Source organism: Corynebacterium sp. EPI-003-04-2554_SCH2473622, assembly GCF_001665955.1.
Taxonomy (GTDB): Bacteria; Actinomycetota; Actinomycetes; order Mycobacteriales; family Mycobacteriaceae; genus Corynebacterium; species Corynebacterium pseudodiphtheriticum.
This window is the reverse complement of record NZ_LZMN01000054.1, coordinates 137,841-152,989: the sequence shown is the minus strand read 5'-3', so window position 1 is coordinate 152,989 and position 15,149 is coordinate 137,841. Positions and strand designations below refer to the sequence as shown.

11 protein-coding genes and 1 tRNA gene are annotated in these 15,149 nt (G+C 55.5%); 4 read left to right on the top strand and 8 right to left on the bottom strand.

The window, feature by feature from the left end:
* A partial coding sequence (locus A5774_RS06850) for a cation acetate symporter (protein WP_064833963.1) occupies positions 1–1,220 on the top strand: 1,220 nt, incomplete at its 5' end.
* A 100-nt stretch (positions 1,221–1,320) separates the two neighbouring features.
* Positions 1,321–2,313, top strand: coding sequence for a hypothetical protein (locus A5774_RS06845; protein ID WP_231892370.1), 993 nt, complete (start codon positions 1,321–1,323; stop codon positions 2,311–2,313).
* A 46-nt stretch (positions 2,314–2,359) separates the two neighbouring features.
* On the opposite strand, the gene A5774_RS06840 is transcribed toward A5774_RS06845, so the two are convergent.
* The 6 genes from A5774_RS06840 to A5774_RS06815 form a co-directional block, all read right to left on the bottom strand.
* Positions 2,360–3,358: a DUF1906 domain-containing protein gene (locus tag A5774_RS06840; protein WP_021352176.1), complete on the bottom strand. Its 999-nt coding sequence runs from the start codon at positions 3,356–3,358 to the stop codon at positions 2,360–2,362.
* A gap of 311 nt (positions 3,359–3,669) precedes the next feature.
* A tRNA-Arg gene (locus tag A5774_RS06835) sits at positions 3,670–3,742 on the bottom strand.
* 113 nt (positions 3,743–3,855) lie between these two features.
* Positions 3,856–4,143 (bottom strand): glutaredoxin domain-containing protein, encoded by a 288-nt coding sequence (locus tag A5774_RS06830; protein WP_027017631.1) that lies wholly within the window; start codon positions 4,141–4,143, stop codon positions 3,856–3,858.
* Complete coding sequence (locus A5774_RS06825) at positions 4,144–4,683, bottom strand: dihydrofolate reductase (RefSeq protein WP_024272651.1); 540 nt, start codon at positions 4,681–4,683, stop codon at positions 4,144–4,146.
* 5 nt (positions 4,684–4,688) lie between these two features.
* Positions 4,689–5,555, bottom strand: coding sequence for a thymidylate synthase (locus A5774_RS06820; protein ID WP_021352173.1), 867 nt, complete (start codon positions 5,553–5,555; stop codon positions 4,689–4,691).
* A 121-nt stretch (positions 5,556–5,676) separates the two neighbouring features.
* Positions 5,677–6,435: a 3'(2'),5'-bisphosphate nucleotidase CysQ gene (locus A5774_RS06815; RefSeq protein ID WP_021352172.1), complete on the bottom strand. Its 759-nt coding sequence runs from the start codon at positions 6,433–6,435 to the stop codon at positions 5,677–5,679.
* A gap of 30 nt (positions 6,436–6,465) precedes the next feature.
* Between A5774_RS06815 and A5774_RS06810 the strand changes: the two genes are divergently transcribed.
* Complete coding sequence (locus A5774_RS06810) at positions 6,466–11,301, top strand: DEAD/DEAH box helicase (protein WP_082936140.1); 4,836 nt, start codon at positions 6,466–6,468, stop codon at positions 11,299–11,301.
* Between the two features lie 132 nt (positions 11,302–11,433).
* A complete protein-coding gene (locus A5774_RS06805) occupies positions 11,434–12,330 on the top strand; it encodes a DNA-formamidopyrimidine glycosylase family protein (RefSeq protein ID WP_064833959.1) in 897 nt (298 codons plus the stop codon).
* Here the strand turns inward: A5774_RS06805 and pgi are convergent.
* Positions 12,327–13,997 carry a glucose-6-phosphate isomerase gene (gene pgi / locus A5774_RS06800; RefSeq protein ID WP_064833956.1) on the bottom strand — a complete coding sequence of 557 codons (1,671 nt, stop codon included), beginning with the start codon at positions 13,995–13,997 and terminating at the stop codon, positions 12,327–12,329. The two genes, A5774_RS06805 and pgi, sit on opposite strands and share 4 nt — an antisense overlap.
* Positions 13,994–15,106: a cation diffusion facilitator family transporter gene (locus A5774_RS06795; RefSeq protein WP_064833954.1), complete on the bottom strand. Its 1,113-nt coding sequence runs from the start codon at positions 15,104–15,106 to the stop codon at positions 13,994–13,996. Before A5774_RS06795 ends, pgi begins: the two co-directional genes overlap by 4 nt.
* Positions 15,107–15,149: the final 43 nt, after the last annotated feature.

The following is a 15,149-nucleotide window of genomic DNA, read 5'->3' as shown; positions in this document are numbered from 1 at the left end:
TGTTCTACTTGGTTGCGCAGATGGCTGGTGCCGGTTCACTGGTTTCGGTTCTTCTTGGACTGGATCAAAAAGTGTGGCAGTACATTACCGTCGGTATCGTCGGTGCGGTTATGACCGCATACGTGCTAATCGGCGGAATGAAGGGCACAACCTATGTGCAGATGATTAAAGCTGTTTTGCTGGTTACTGCTGTAGTTGTCATGATTATCTTGACCTTTATCGCTGCTGGTGGTGGCTTCACCACACTGTTTGATCAGGCAGTAGAGACCCACCGCAACTCTGCATTCCTGGCCGAACGCGCCTATGAGGCCGAAGACATCATGAAACCAGGTTTGAAATATGGTTCGGATATTTGGACGCAGTTGGACTTCATTTCATTGGGTGTTTCACTGCTCTTCGGTGTTGGTGGCCTGCCACACGTGCTGATGCGTTTCTACACCGTTCCTACTGCGGTCGAGGCGCGTCGTTCAGTAACCTGGGCTATTGTCATTATCGGCTCGTTCTACCTGATGACCTTGGTTCTGGGTTACGGCGCGGCGGCACTGGTTGGCCCGGATATCATCGTTGACGCCCCAGGCGGCGCAAATGCGGCTGCACCACTGCTGGCCCTTGAATTGATGGGACCAATCTTTATGGCCGTCGTTGCCGCGGTGGCATTCGCAACAGTGCTTGCGGTCGTGGCAGGTTTGACGATTACGGCATCCGCTTCGGTGGCTCACGATATTTATGACGCGGTGCTTCGCGACGGTGAGGCATCGGAAGAATCCCAGGTTCGTATTTCCCGCATCACTGTGATCGTGCTTGGAATTGCCTCGGTTATCCTGGGTATCTTGGCGATGGAGCAGAACGTGGCTTTCTTGGTTTCGTTGGCCTTCGCTATTGCAGCCTCCGCAAACTTGCCGACGATCCTGTACTCGTTGTACTGGCGCAAATTCAATACCACCGGTGCTATTGCCTCGATGTACACCGGTCTAATTGGCTCCCTGTTGTTGATTTTCTTCTCGCCAGCCGTTTCTGGCACCGAATCTTCGATGGTGCCGGGCGCAGACTGGGCAATCTTCCCACTGACTTCTCCGGGTCTGGTTTCCATTCCACTGGCCTTCCTGGCTGGTTACTTGGGTACCGTGCTCTCTAAGCCGGACAATCTTGACCATTTGGCAGCAGAAATGGAAGTTCGTTCGATGACAGGCGTAGGTGTGGAAGCGCCAGTTGATCATTAAAGCTGCTCGCAGCGAACTAGCTAGTGACTGCTAGCTCTCCACAGAAATCCCTTAGCGTAGGTTAACGTTAAGGGATTTTGCTTTTGTAGGATATGTATTTGTGACGCGCTCAAAAGATTTCGGAAACGCAGGTTCCACCTCATCGACGCCGCAGGTTTCAGCCGTTCAGTCTGGTTCTGGACTGCTCGGGATTAAGGTTTTGAGTTGGGGCCTCTTAACATCGGCAGTGGCGGTGATCGTCGCTGTGGCGTTCGTTGGCTCCCATAGCGGAATGAGTGCTTCGCATCTGTCGGTTAGCCCGAACGGAGAATTATCTGATGCCCGAGCTTCCGCCGATCGAAGTGGGCATGACGTTGCTAAAACCAGGGGCAACGATTCCGCAAGTTTTGGGTCAGGTGAAGAAAAAGCGGAGCCAGCTTCCGGGGGGTCGAAGAAGGCTAATCGTTCTGAACTAACTGAGGACAGCAATATCTTGCGTCCGAAGAAAATTGATTTCGTGGAAAATCAACAGGGTAGCCAGTTCACGTTGTATCGATTTTCTGATAATTCCAAGCTTGGCAGCACCAGCGATCGCATGGCGCGCCCGGCCTTATCCTTGGTGAAATTGTTTATAGCGGAATATGTCCTAGAAAATGGCGATGAATCAGATAAAAAGCTTGTCGACGCTATGATTACCGAATCGAGTGATGCGGCGGCCGACAAGCTGTGGGCGCAATATCCGGAATCCATCGACGAAGTTGCAGAAGACTATCGATTGTTTTCGACGCGAGCCGGCACCAAGTGGGGTTTTTCTGTCACGTCTACCTACGACGTAGTCAGCTTCATCGCACAAATCAAAGATGAAGATCCGAAACATCCACTTCTAGAGATGATGAAACGTACGGTCCCCGTGGCAGCTGACGGGTATGAGCAGGATTTTGGTACCGCCAAGTTGCCTGGAGTGCAAGGGACGAAATGGGGCTGGTCGGACGATCGCAGCCTGCATTCCTCGGTCTCGTTCGGTAAAGATTTTGTAGCTGCTGCCGCAATCACCGGTAGCGCAGATGACCTCTCCGAAATCGCTGAGAAACAGTTTATTCCGTATCTGAAATAACGCTGTTTGCTCCTGGCTGTTGTCGATCCAGCCGTCTTGCGGCGGTTTAGAGCCCGAATTGTTTTGCAAGGTGCGCGTTATCCTGTGCGAGTTTCAGCAACTCTTGCACCGTGCGCGCACCTTGCTGTACTGCAGGGTCAGAGCTGAGCCGTTGCAGCTCGGCAACATTCGGTGGCGTCGTGCTACCTGGAATAGCTGGGAATTGACCTGGTGTGTTCTGCTGTGGGCCTTGTGGGAGATGCTGATTTTGGTTATTTTGCGGAGTCCGTCCCGCACCCGAGGCAACGCCTGGCTTCCACTGGCCCCAATCATGGGCGTAGACATTATTAATGTCGCAGACCACGCCACCAATGGTTTGCTGCTTATTCTGCGGCAGCTGATGGATAGTCGTGCGCGGGTGGATTTTCCCTCCAGAACCCCAGTCATGCATCCAGAAGTAGGAGCCAATGCCATCTTTGATAGCCCAGTCGATGACGTTGTAGTTGCCGTAGATTCCGGCAGAATATCCGGCAGCCTTCAGTAGTGCTTCAAAAGCGCGGAGGTAGGGGGCAATCAAAGAATCGTATTCGCCCCGGGTGGGGTTGTCGTCAATTGCAATATAGATAGGACGGCCGGTTGGGCCACCTGCGCTGCGATGTAAAGCGATCGCCTTTGGTGCGTGGGTGGCGGCGCCTAAGGCGCCTTGTTTCCAGTCTGCAGTTGCGGCGCGGCCGAATTGGTAAACCGAGGCGGTTTCCAGGCCGAGTGCTGCCAGGTTGTTGGTTTCCGTGGCGCTGACGGGTTTGCCTAGCATCCACTCTGCGCCTGGTCGGCGTTCAGAGACATAGCGTACGGCACCGAGGAAGCCGCCGTCCTTGATGGCACGCGCAGAAGGTACGCCGGCAGCGTAATCGAGCACCCGGCCCAAGATCGGGCCAGGGCCGTTTGCTGCTGCAGCGTGTGGGGCAGCGATAGTTGCGCTGGTGCTGGCAAAAGCGCCAGCTATCGCGAGGGCGCCGGTAGTGCGGAATAGAGAGCGTCGGCTGAAATTGCGACCGGTATTCATCAAGATTCCTCCAATCAGGAATGAACAATCGTCACAATAATATCAGTAGTAACAACAGTTTCGGGGTTAAAACGCGAGTGCTGGTGCGCTAAGTTATCGTTTCGGGGAGCTAGGAGTTCAGGAGTAGAAACTCTCAAAAAATAAAACGTTGCAAAGGCGTGAATCAGTGAACCGGTCTGGGCTGCAATAGACTTTGCACAGACCTCATAAAATCCCTAAAACCAAGGCCTAAGCACCCGAGAAAACGAGAAATCTCGAGCCACCATAGGAATGATGTCTCGAGATAACACGAAATATCCCAGAGAAGAATGTGCCCCAGAGTGGATTCGAACCACCGACACCGGCTTTAGGAGAGCCGTGCTCTATCCCCTGAGCTACTGGGGCCGACACTGGCCGGGTATTCCGGCCAGCCATTAGCTTAGCGCACACGAAAATTTCGGGCGAACGCGCGGGTGTGGCGCTGGCGCAAGCAACAGTTTGTCACCGACACTACAGCGTTAGCCTTGTAGTTCTTGCAATTTCTTTGCTACATCACTGGCGGGTGGGTTCGTCATCGAGGAACCATCAGAAAACAGCACCGTTGGAATGATGCGGTTGCCATCGTTGACAGACTCGATCCATGGGTTGGCGTTTTTGGCTTGGCCTTCTTCCGAGTCTGGATCGATCACCGCAAATGGGGTGCCATTGGCTTCCAAATCACCGATCAGCTTGCGGCAAAACGGGCACCAGCTGGCAGCGAAGATGGTCACGTCGTGGGAGGTTTCTGGGGTTTGTACGTCAGACATTTAGGCTGCTGCCTTTCGTTCGTAGGTTAAGAATCGATACTTGAGCGGTAAATCACTGGGCTCATGCCCCGGAATTTGCAAGTGTCCATTCGCAGAGACTTGCCAATCGCTATCTGCTACCAGACCGAAATCATCGGGAACATCGGGAGCATACACGGCCCGCTGCCCATAAATGCTACCAATATTCGCCCCCATCAGGGTGATCTCTAACCGGTCGACATCGCCCAAGGTCGCCTCGTAGACTTTGCCACCGCCCATAATCCATGCAGTGTGTAACTGCGCGACGTCGGCAAGCGAGCCGATAACCTCAGCGCCGGCAGACCAACTACCTGGGCTTGCCGACGACAATACGTAGTTGTCCCGCCCAGGTAGTGGGCGGAACTGCTGGGGAAGCGACTGCCATGTCTTGCGTCCCATGATCACCGGTGCACCTGTGGTGATTTCTTTGAAATGCGCGAGATCCTCCGGCACATGCCACGGCATGGCCACCCCGTCGCCAATAATTCCGTCGAGTGATTGCGCCCAAATTGCTCCCAACATGGTCATTACACCGAGACCTGTGCTTTGATCGACGGGTGCGGATCATAGCCCTCGACCGCGATATCGGAAAAATCATAATCGAAAATGCTGGCAGCTTTGCGCAAACGCAGTTGTGGGTAAGCGCGTGGCTCGCGGCGTAGTTGCTCACGGACCTGATCGAAGTGATCGTTGTAGATATGGCAGTCGCCACCGGTCCAGATCAGCTCGCCGACCTCCAACCCAGCCTGTTGGGCGAGCATATGCGTCAGTAAAGCGTAGGAAGCGATGTTGAAAGGCACACCTAAAAATAGGTCCGCGCTGCGCTGGTAAACCTGTAGTGAGAGCTTGCCGTCCGCGACGTACAATTGGAACAATAAATGGCAGGGCATTAATGCCATGTCATCCAACTCGGCGACGTTCCAAGCACTGACTACCATGCGCCGTGAATCCGGGTTTTTTCGCAGGTTTTGGACGGCTTGGGTGATTTGGTCGATATGCCCGCCATCTGGGGTTGGCCACGAACGCCATTGCACGCCATAAACCGGCCCTAATTCACCGTTATCATCGGCCCATTCATTCCAAATGCGCACACCGTTGTCCTGCAACCACGCCACGTTGGAATCGCCGCGCAAAAACCACAACAGCTCACCGACTACCGCGTGGAAATAGACTTTTTTAGTGGTCAAAAGTGGGAAGGATTCGGCTAAGTTATACCGCAACTGTCGGCCGAACACGCTGGTGGTCCCGGTGCCAGTGCGGTCCTGCTTAGCGGTGCCGTTGTTTAGGACATCGCGCAATAAATCCTCGTAGGGAGTGCAGATCGTATTGCTAGCGGCTTGGGGATGGGCGCTACTCGTGGGGTCAGTTTCGGAGCTAGTTGCCGGCTTAGTCATGAGCCATAGTTTACTAGCGCGTACCCATCGCTGCCGATTAACAATCGGTCATGTACCACCAGTCTTGTACAGCTAGACATGAACAACCAGGCATGAACAACTAGCCATAGACAGTTAACGATTAATAGCGGCCGTTGGCTGCTTTGTAATCCGCGATATGTCCCAACATGTCGTCGGCAAGTTCTTTCCGGCAGATCAACAAATCCGGGATATAGGTATCGGCGCGGTTGAACCGGTGCTGCGAACCGTCCAGGCGGCTAACGTGCAAACCGGCCGCTTGGGCCACTCCGACGGGCGCGGCCTGGTCCCACTCATATTGTCCACCGGAATGGATATAGGCATCAACGTCGCCTAGCAGGACTTTCATTGCTTTAGCGCCGGCAGAGCCCAGCCTTACGGTCTGCAAACCCATGTGCTTGCCGACGTAGTCTGCAATTTCCGGAGGGCGATTACGCGAAACCACAATGCGTCGCGAAAACGGACCGGATACCGCGCGCACATCAGACGAACGGAACACCACACCTAGGTCAGGTAGGCCGACTGCGGCATGCAGCGGCACCCCGTCTTCGACTAGCGCGATATGCACGGCCCAGTCCTGTCGGCCGGTGGCGAACTCTTTTGTGCCATCGAGCGGGTCGACAATCCACACTCGTTTTTTCTGCAGCCGCGTGGGATTATCCTTGGCCTCCTCGGATAAAAAACCATCGTCTGGGCGATGCTGAGCAAGCACGCGCGCGATCCAGTTTTGGGCCAGCTCGTCACCAGCTTGCGCGAGCTCCTTATCCCGCAACAAACCAACCCCGCGGATTCCTTTGAGAATTTCCCCGGAACCTTGGGCCAAAAGGTTGGTGAGTCGAACATCTGATAACACGCCTGTCATGCCCCATACTGTAGCCGTAGAGTGGGCCTCATGCCTGATGACGTCCTATCTCGTTTCAGCCCGCCAGTGGCAGGTTGGTTTCGTGAAGTCTTTGCTCGGCCCACGCCCGTGCAACAACAAGCTTGGCAAGCGGTTTCTGCAGGGAAAAACGCGCTGGTTGTGGCCCCAACGGGGTCTGGTAAAACCCTGGCGGCGTTCTTTTGGGCGCTTAACGGGCTCATCGCTGGCGATGGTCAGCTTAGCCTGCCGGTTGGAAACAGCCAGCTCTCTCTTGCCGACGCAGGCAAACCCGGGGTTAAGGTATTGTATATTTCGCCGCTGAAAGCCTTGGGCGTCGACGTCGAACGAAACTTACACGCCCCATTGACCGGCATTGAGCGGGTTGCACAACGTCTTGGTATGGATACCCCAGCGGTCAGCATTGGAGTGCGCAGTGGTGATACTCCGCAAGCAGAACGCGCGCGGCAACTGCGTCGCCCGCCAGATATTTTGATCACAACCCCCGAATCGGCTTATCTCATGCTCACAAGTAAAGCCGCCGGGATTTTAACGACCGTAACCACCGTGATAGTGGATGAAATCCATGCGCTAGCCGGTAGTAAACGTGGGGTGCACCTAGCGCTCACACTGGAACGATTGGCGCGCATCGCCGACGACCCACAACGAATCGGTTTGTCTGCCACGGTGCGCCCGATTGAATCCGTGGCGCAGTTTTTGGGTGGTGACCGAGCCGTGGAAATTGTCGCGCCACCAGCGCAGAAGGCTTGGGAACTTGCTGTGCGCGTGCCGGTAGATGACATGTCAGATTTACCGGTACCGGAACAAGCCTCGACGATTGGGGAGATGACGGTCGATGATCCATTGGGGCTAAGCAGCGGTGGTGCGCCCGACGCTGCTAGCCCTACCTTTGCTAGTGATTCGGCGTTTGCTAGTGATTCGGCGTTGCCAACCGCGAAATCAATCTGGCCGCATATCGAAGCGGAGCTCTACCAGACCATCATGGAATGCAACTCCACTCTGGTGTTCGTGAATTCCCGGCGAACCGCAGAGCGACTGACCTCTCGGCTCAACGAACTTTATGCCGCCGAGCATGCCCCAGAATCATTGTCGGCGTCGACGCGCCGGGACCCCGCACAGTTGATGAAACACACTGATATCGCGGGTACTGCGCCGTCGGTTATTGCCCGCGCACACCATGGTTCGGTCTCCAAAGATGAACGTGCGCAGACAGAATCCCTGCTGAAACAAGGTGCGTTGAAAGCTGTCGTCGCGACCAGTTCATTGGAACTAGGCATCGATATGGGGGCAGTCGAACAGGTAGTGCAAGTAGAATCACCACCGTCGGTGGCCTCCGCCTTGCAACGAGTTGGCCGCGCCGGCCACAGCGTAGGGGCCGTTTCAAAAGGAGATTTTTACCCGAAGCACCGCGCGGATCTCTTGCAAACTGCAGTCACCGTCGACCGGGTAGCCCCAGGATTGATCGAAAAGATCCATGTTCCACGCAATCCTCTGGACGTGTTGGTGCAGCAAACCATCGCTGCGGTAGCAGTGGAAGATCTGGACGTAGATGAATGGTTTACTACTATTCGTCGCGCCTGGCCGTATCGTGATTTGGACCGCGAAGTCTTCGAATCGGTGCTAGATCTGGCCAGCGGACTGTACCCTAGTACCGATTTTTCTGAGTTGAAACCGCGCATTGTGTTTGACCGGGTGCGCAACACTTTGTCTACTCGGCCTGGTTCGCAACGAGTGGCGGTAACAAGCGGCGGCACTATCCCGGATCGTGGCATGTTCGGGGTTTTTCTGGCGGGTACGACAGACACAGCCACTGGAGCTAGCACCACTCGCGGCGACACGACCAGCAAAGCCACCCCGCGCCGGGTAGGTGAGCTAGACGAAGAAATGGTGTACGAATCCCGCGTCGGGGATGTTTTCACTCTAGGCGCGAGCAGCTGGCGCATCGAAGACATCACGCGTGATCAAGTCATCGTGACTCCCGCGCCGGGCCACACGGGGCGTCTGCCGTTTTGGAGCGGAGATCAGCTAGGACGCCCTTATGAGCTGGGCTTAGCTTTGGGCGAATTTCGACGCGAAGCTCACCGAAAACGAGAGGCTTTGCTGGATGAGCTTCCGTTAGATGAGCGTGCGCGAGCCAACGTATTGGGTTATTTGGATGAGCAATACGAAGCAACGGGACTGATCCCGGATGAAAAAACCCTGGTTTTGGAACGTTTTCGTGATGAACTCGGTGACTGGCGCGTCGTCTTGCACAGCCCTTTTGGACGTGGCGTCAACGCTGCCTGGGCATTAGCGGTTGGTGCGCGCATTGCGGACAACACCGGTATGGATGCCCAAGCAGTGGCCGGTGATGACGGCATTGTGCTGCGAGTGCCTGAAGGCGAGCAGCAGCCAGATGCGTCACTGTTTATCTTCACTACTGATGAGATCGAAGACATAGTGACCAATCAAGTGGGTAATTCTGCACTATTTGCTTCGCGGTTTCGTGAATGCGCGGCACGTGCGCTGTTATTGCCACGCTACAACCCAGGCAAACGCGCCCCGCTATGGCAGCAGCGGCAAAAGGCAGAACAACTGCTGGACGTGGCACGGAAGTATCCGTCCTTTCCTATCATTTTGGAAACCGTGCGCGAATGCTTACAAGATGTCTATGATCTTCCGGCATTAAATGAGGTCACCCGTGCTATTGCTCAGCGTAATATTCGGATTGCGGAAGTGACCACGGAGCAACCGTCGCCATTTTCTTCGTCATTGTTGTTTAATTACACCGGCGCGTTCATGTATGAAGGCGATAGCCCACTGGCTGAGAAACGGGCAGCGGCGCTGTCATTGGACCCAAGCTTACTGGCAAAGCTACTGGGAACCGTGGAGCTACGTGAACTCTTGGATCCGAGCGTGATCACGGCAGTGCATGAATCGCTGCAGCACACTGCGCCAGATCGCCGAGCGCAGACAGCAGAACAATTAGCCGATACCCTGCGGCGCATCGGACCCATCCCGGTTGCACGGTTTGCTGAATATGCAGACATCTCTGTCGCCAGAGCCCGGAGCGAGTTGGGCTCACGTGTGATGTTGGTGCGCATGGTGGGCGAGGACTATCTGGCGCAATCCCACGATGCAGCGTTGCTTCGCGACGGCCTAGGAATACCAGTACCACCCGGCGTGCTGGCACCTACTGAGACCATTGATGATGCTCTCGCACAATTATTAAAACGCTGGTCTCGGGCGCGCGGCCCATTTGTAATACACGATGCTGCGCAAGCATTCGGCCTAAGTATCTCCAGTGCCTGGCATATCGTACAAGGATTAGCTGCCAGCGGTGAGTTAGTGGAAGGACACTACCGCCAAGGCATTGATGAACTGGAATATTGCGCTTCGGGAGTATTAAAGCAGATCCGTTCGCGCTCGTTGGCGGCGGCCCGCAAAGCGCAAAAACCTGTGAGTCAGTCAGCGTTTGCTCGCTTCTTATTAGATTGGCATCAGATAACCGAGATACCTGACGTTGCGTCCGGCACAGTTGGGACTACAGGCCCTCGTACTTCCCACGCCAGTGCAACGGAGCAAGGGCTGCGCGGGGCGGATGGGGTTTTCGCAGCAGTCGAGCAATTAGCCGGGGTACGGTTGCCGGCGAGTGCTTGGGAGCATCTGGTGCTGCCGTCCCGGGTACCCGGTTTTAGCCCGCGTCACCTCGACGAACTCACCAGTAATGGGGAAGTGCTGATCCGGGGAGCGGGGCAAGCTGGGAGCAATGACCCTTGGATCATGTTGCTGCCTGCTGAATATGCGGCGCAGCTCGCGCCAATTGCGGATGGGGAAAACCCGAATCTGTCGGCCGTGCAGCAAGCCATTGTCGACGTCTTGCACAATGGTGGTGGCTACCTGTTTGCGGAAATCGTCGACCAGCTAAGCCTGCATTCTAGTGATGTAGTTCGCGAGGGCCTATGGGGCCTGGTTGATCTTGGGATGGTCAGCCCGGATAGTTTTGCTCCGCTCCGCGCACGGCTGGCGGGTGGTGCGGGCAGGGCGCACAAAGCTAAGCGACAGCCCCGTCGCTCCCGCTTGCGCTTGGGACGCACGAGTTTCGCCACCGGGCAGAACGCCCGGTCAGCTCAGGCTACACCGCCGGATATGGTGGGGCGTTGGGCACTGACAATACCTGCCGACACCGACGCCACGGCACGCTCGGTAGCCCAAGGCGAGGCCTGGCTTGACCGTTATGGTGTGGTCAGTCGTGGCAGCATTGTATCCGAGGATGTGCCTGGTGGATTCGCCTTGGCATACAAAGTATTGAGTGAGTTTGAATCCACAGGTAAAGCCCAACGTGGGTATTTCATTGAAGGGCTGGGGGCCGCACAGTTTTCGACGCCCGCAGTGGTGGACCGGCTACGTGGTTGTGATGATGCTCCAGATGTACACGGGTGGCCGTCGGGAACAGCGCAGCCGAGCATAGTTCTGATAGCTGCCACTGATCCGGCGAATCCCTACGGGGCGGCTTTGGATTGGCCGCGTGCGGACGGTGAGACAGCAGATACCGGAAGCACTGCTCGTGCGCGTCCGTCCCGTGCTGCTGGTGCCCTGGTAGTGCTTGTCGACGGATTATGTTTGGCGCATCTGAGCCGAGGCGGAAAAACCTTGACGACGTTTTTCGAAGCTTTACCAGAAGACATCGAACAGGATCCGACACAATTATTGGTGACTGCACTACAGGCTGGATTGGAAAAAGAGTGGATCCGCCCGTTGATTATCGAAAAAGCCAATGGAACAGCAATCCTGGGGTCCGCACTGGCAATTTCTATGCGAGAACATGGCGCTAAACTCAGCCCGAAAGGTATCCGGCTGGGAAACTAGTCTGCTTCATTGGTTGGTGCAAGGATCCAAGCAGAGTTTGCTGCAGTGGCCGCTGCACAATGTAGTGCGGCGGCTGTTGTCCTGGTCGAACAAGCGAAACCGAAAATTCTCTGAAACGGAGGTAGCCTCGATATGCCAGAAGGCGATTCCGTCTTGCAGCTCTCCCAGCGCCTGCAATTTCTTGTGGGCAAGACAGTCACGCATACTTCTCTGCGCACCCCGCGCTATGCAACCCACGATTTCTCTGGTGCACGCTGCACAAAAATCTGGCCTTATGGAAAATACTTATTCATGCTTTTCGAGGAGCATATTCTGGCTACGCACCTGAAAATGGAAGGCAGCTGGGCGATGCACCTGGTTGGGGACAAATGGCGCAAGCCTGGCTACACCGCGCGGGTCGTACTGCGATTTGCGCATCAACCGCGCGACATCGAAATCGTGGGGCATCAGCTTGGCTTAGTGCGCGTGCTGCCGGTTGCTGATTATCAACGATTCATCGCAGATTTAGGGCCAGATATTTTAAGTGATGATTGGGAAGACAGCGATGTAGACAGCGATGTAGGGGCGCAGGATAACGAAGGCCGGGAGGCCAGAGAGACTGGTAGCGCAGAGGCGCTACGCCGAATTATGCAACAACCGCATCGCCCCATCGGCACTGCGCTCCTGGACCAAACCAACCTGGTTGGTATTGGCAATGAGTATCGAGCAGAAATTTGTTTTCTAGCTGGTGTTCACCCAGCAAGTCGCGTCGGCAAGCTTAGCTACGAGCGGGTTGCCGAAATTTTGGAGATTGCGCGGCGGATCATGTGGGCGAATAGGCACGAACCGGTACGGGTGACCACCGGAATTAAACGCGCCGGGGAGACAACCTATGTGTTCGGGCGCAATAATCGGCCATGCCGACGCTGCCGCAGCCTCATCGTGTCAGATTCACTCGGTGGGCCGGACCAGAAACAACACGGTGGAATCACCGGTGAACTCGAGCGCATAATCTGGTGGTGCCCACAGTGCCAACCGTTGCTGGATTAGCTGTTGTTTTGACGCTGCTTCCGATACCAATGCAGCAAGTGGTCTGTCGAACTGTCGCCGGAATCGATTTTTTCCGCGCCGGAAACTGCCGGCAAGAGCTCGTCCGCCTGGGTTTTTCCGAGCTCAACTCCCCATTGGTCGAAGGAGTTCACGTCCCATATCACGCCTTGCACAAAGGTGATGTGCTCGTACAACGCGATCAGGCTGCCCAGTACCTCCGGGGTTAATTTTGGCGCCAGAATCGTGGTAGTGGGACGGTTTCCAGGCATCACCAGATGGGGGACTAATTCTTCCGCGACGCCTTCGGCAGCAACTTCTTGCGCGGTCCGACCAAAAGCCATGACTTTTGATTGCGCGAAGAAATTACTCATCAACAAATCGTGTAAAGAACCTTCACCGTCGATAGCTGCTAAATCATTATGCGGGCGGGCGAAGCCAATGAAATCGGCTGGAATGAGATGCTTGCCCTGGTGCAGCAACTGGAAGAACGCATGCTGGCCGTTGGTTCCCGCCTGGCCCCAGTAGATTTCGCCGGTGGTATAGTCCACGCCTGTGCCGTTACGGCGCACGGATTTGCCGTTAGATTCCATGGTCAGTTGCTGTAAGTAAGCGGGGAAGCGGCGCAGGTGCTGCGAATAAGGCAAAATTGCGTGGCTGGCTGCTCCATGGAAATTCGTGTACCACACGCCCAACAACCCCATGAGCACGACGACGTTATCGCTCAAGTCTGTGCGATAGAAATAGTCATCGATGGCATGAAAGCCATCCAGGAACCGGCGGAAATCTTCCGGCCCAATGCACAGCATCAGCGATAACCCGATCGCGGAAGTTACTGAATAACGGCCACCGACCCAATCCCAGAAAACAAACATATTGTCTGGGTCGATACCGAATTCGCGGACCTTGTCCGCATTGGTAGATACCGCCACGAAATGCTGCGCCACCGCATCCGCGCTGCCGAGTTTGTCGATGAGCCAACGCCGAGCAGCCGTGGCATTAGACAGTGTTTCTTGGGTACCGAACGATTTTGAACTGACGATAAACAAGGTGGTTTCTGGATCTACCACGCCCAAGGTGTCGTTCATGTCCGCTGGATCCACGTTGGAAACATATTCTGCGTGAATTCCTGCGGTGTTGTATTCCTGGAGTGCTAGTGCGGCAAAGGCTGGGCCGAGATCTGAACCACCGATGCCGATGTTCACAATGGTCCGGATTTGTTTGCCCGTAAACCCGGTACGGGTGCCGTCCCGCAGGGAAGTGGCAAAGCGCTCCATTTTTTCCAGTTCGGCGTGGACATCCTGGGTGATGTTCTGGCCGTCTACGAGTAAATCTTGTGTGCCCTGTGAGAGAAAAGACCCAGGTGCCCGGAGCGCGGTGTGTAAGACAGCGCGATCTTCGGTGTTGTTGATGTGTGCGCCGGAGAAAAACCTCTCCCGGGCTTCGCGCAGACCGGCGCGCTCGGCGAGAGCCAACAAGTGGTCATGAATGTTGTCATCGATCCAGTTTTTTGACAGGTCGAGATGTAACTCGCCGGCAGAAAAAGACCACCGCCGGGCACGATCTGGATCCGACTGGAACAACGAGCGAAGATGGAAATCCTGCTCGTCGGCCAGAGCTTTGAGACGCTGCCATTCGGGGGTGGTGGTTATCGATGCAAAAGAACTCACGAAGTTAAATGATACCGACTTGTGCTCGTACGCACGACAGGTGCCCGCCAATTTCGGGTACATGAGACAGCAGTTTTATCCCATAGCTGCCAACCCTGATGCTCGGTGGTGTGCGGATGGTGCGCCGCGGCACGGTCGGCGGTGCTGGTCGCTTTGGTCGGCTGGGCGGCTGAGCAGTGTTCCGTGGTGGGGGAAGCAGTCTCGACTTGCACGGTGGTGCGTGCAATTCCGTACTTGGTGCGCAAAACGTTTTCGACGTGGCGCAGAACTATCTCGTGCTGCCGGGTGGCGACGACGTGCACCGTGGCCACCGCATCCGATCCAGTCAAAGACCACAGATGTAGGTCATAAACCTGCTGCACGCCAGGAATGCGAAGTATTTCGCGCTGGATTGCCACATAGTCTAATCCGGCCGGGGCATGCTGCATCAGTACCGAGAAAGATTGCTTTAACAGGTGCCAGCAACGGGGCAACAAGAGTGCCAGGATGAGCACGGACACCGCAACATCCGCACCGTTCCAACCAGTTGCCCAGACCACCCCGGACGCAAAAATGACTCCGACGGAACTGAGCATATCTGAGATGATGTGCAGGTAAGCGCCTTTGATATTCAGCGAATTCTGCGATGGTTTGTGCAGCAATAGCATTGCTAGCAGGTTGGCTAGCAGGCCGATTGTAGCGACGACCATCATGACTTCGGCAGAAAGTTCAGCGGGATAGTGAATCCTTCGGAGCGCGGCGATCATGATCCACACTGCAATAGCCATCACTAGTAAAGCGTTGAGTGCAGAGGCTATAACCTCGGCACGCGCAAACCCATAGGTTGCCAGCTGGGTAGCTTTGCGCTGACCCCACCACATTGCGAGACCTGCCATGACCAAGCCGACGGAATCAGTGGCCATGTGTCCAGCGTCGGCAAGCAAAGCTAGCGATCCCGACCAGAACGCGCCGACGATCTCCGCAACCAGAATTACGGTGGTCAAGACAATGACGGCTACGAGGCGTACACCCGTTGCCGCGCCATGATGACAGTGGCCTGGTCCGTGTTGGCCCTGGCGTTGCGGACAAGATTGACTTGCGTGCGCAGTTTCTGGGGAATGTGTACACATATGCAAAACTGCTCCTTCCTGGTTGCAGTTAGTTCGTGAATTA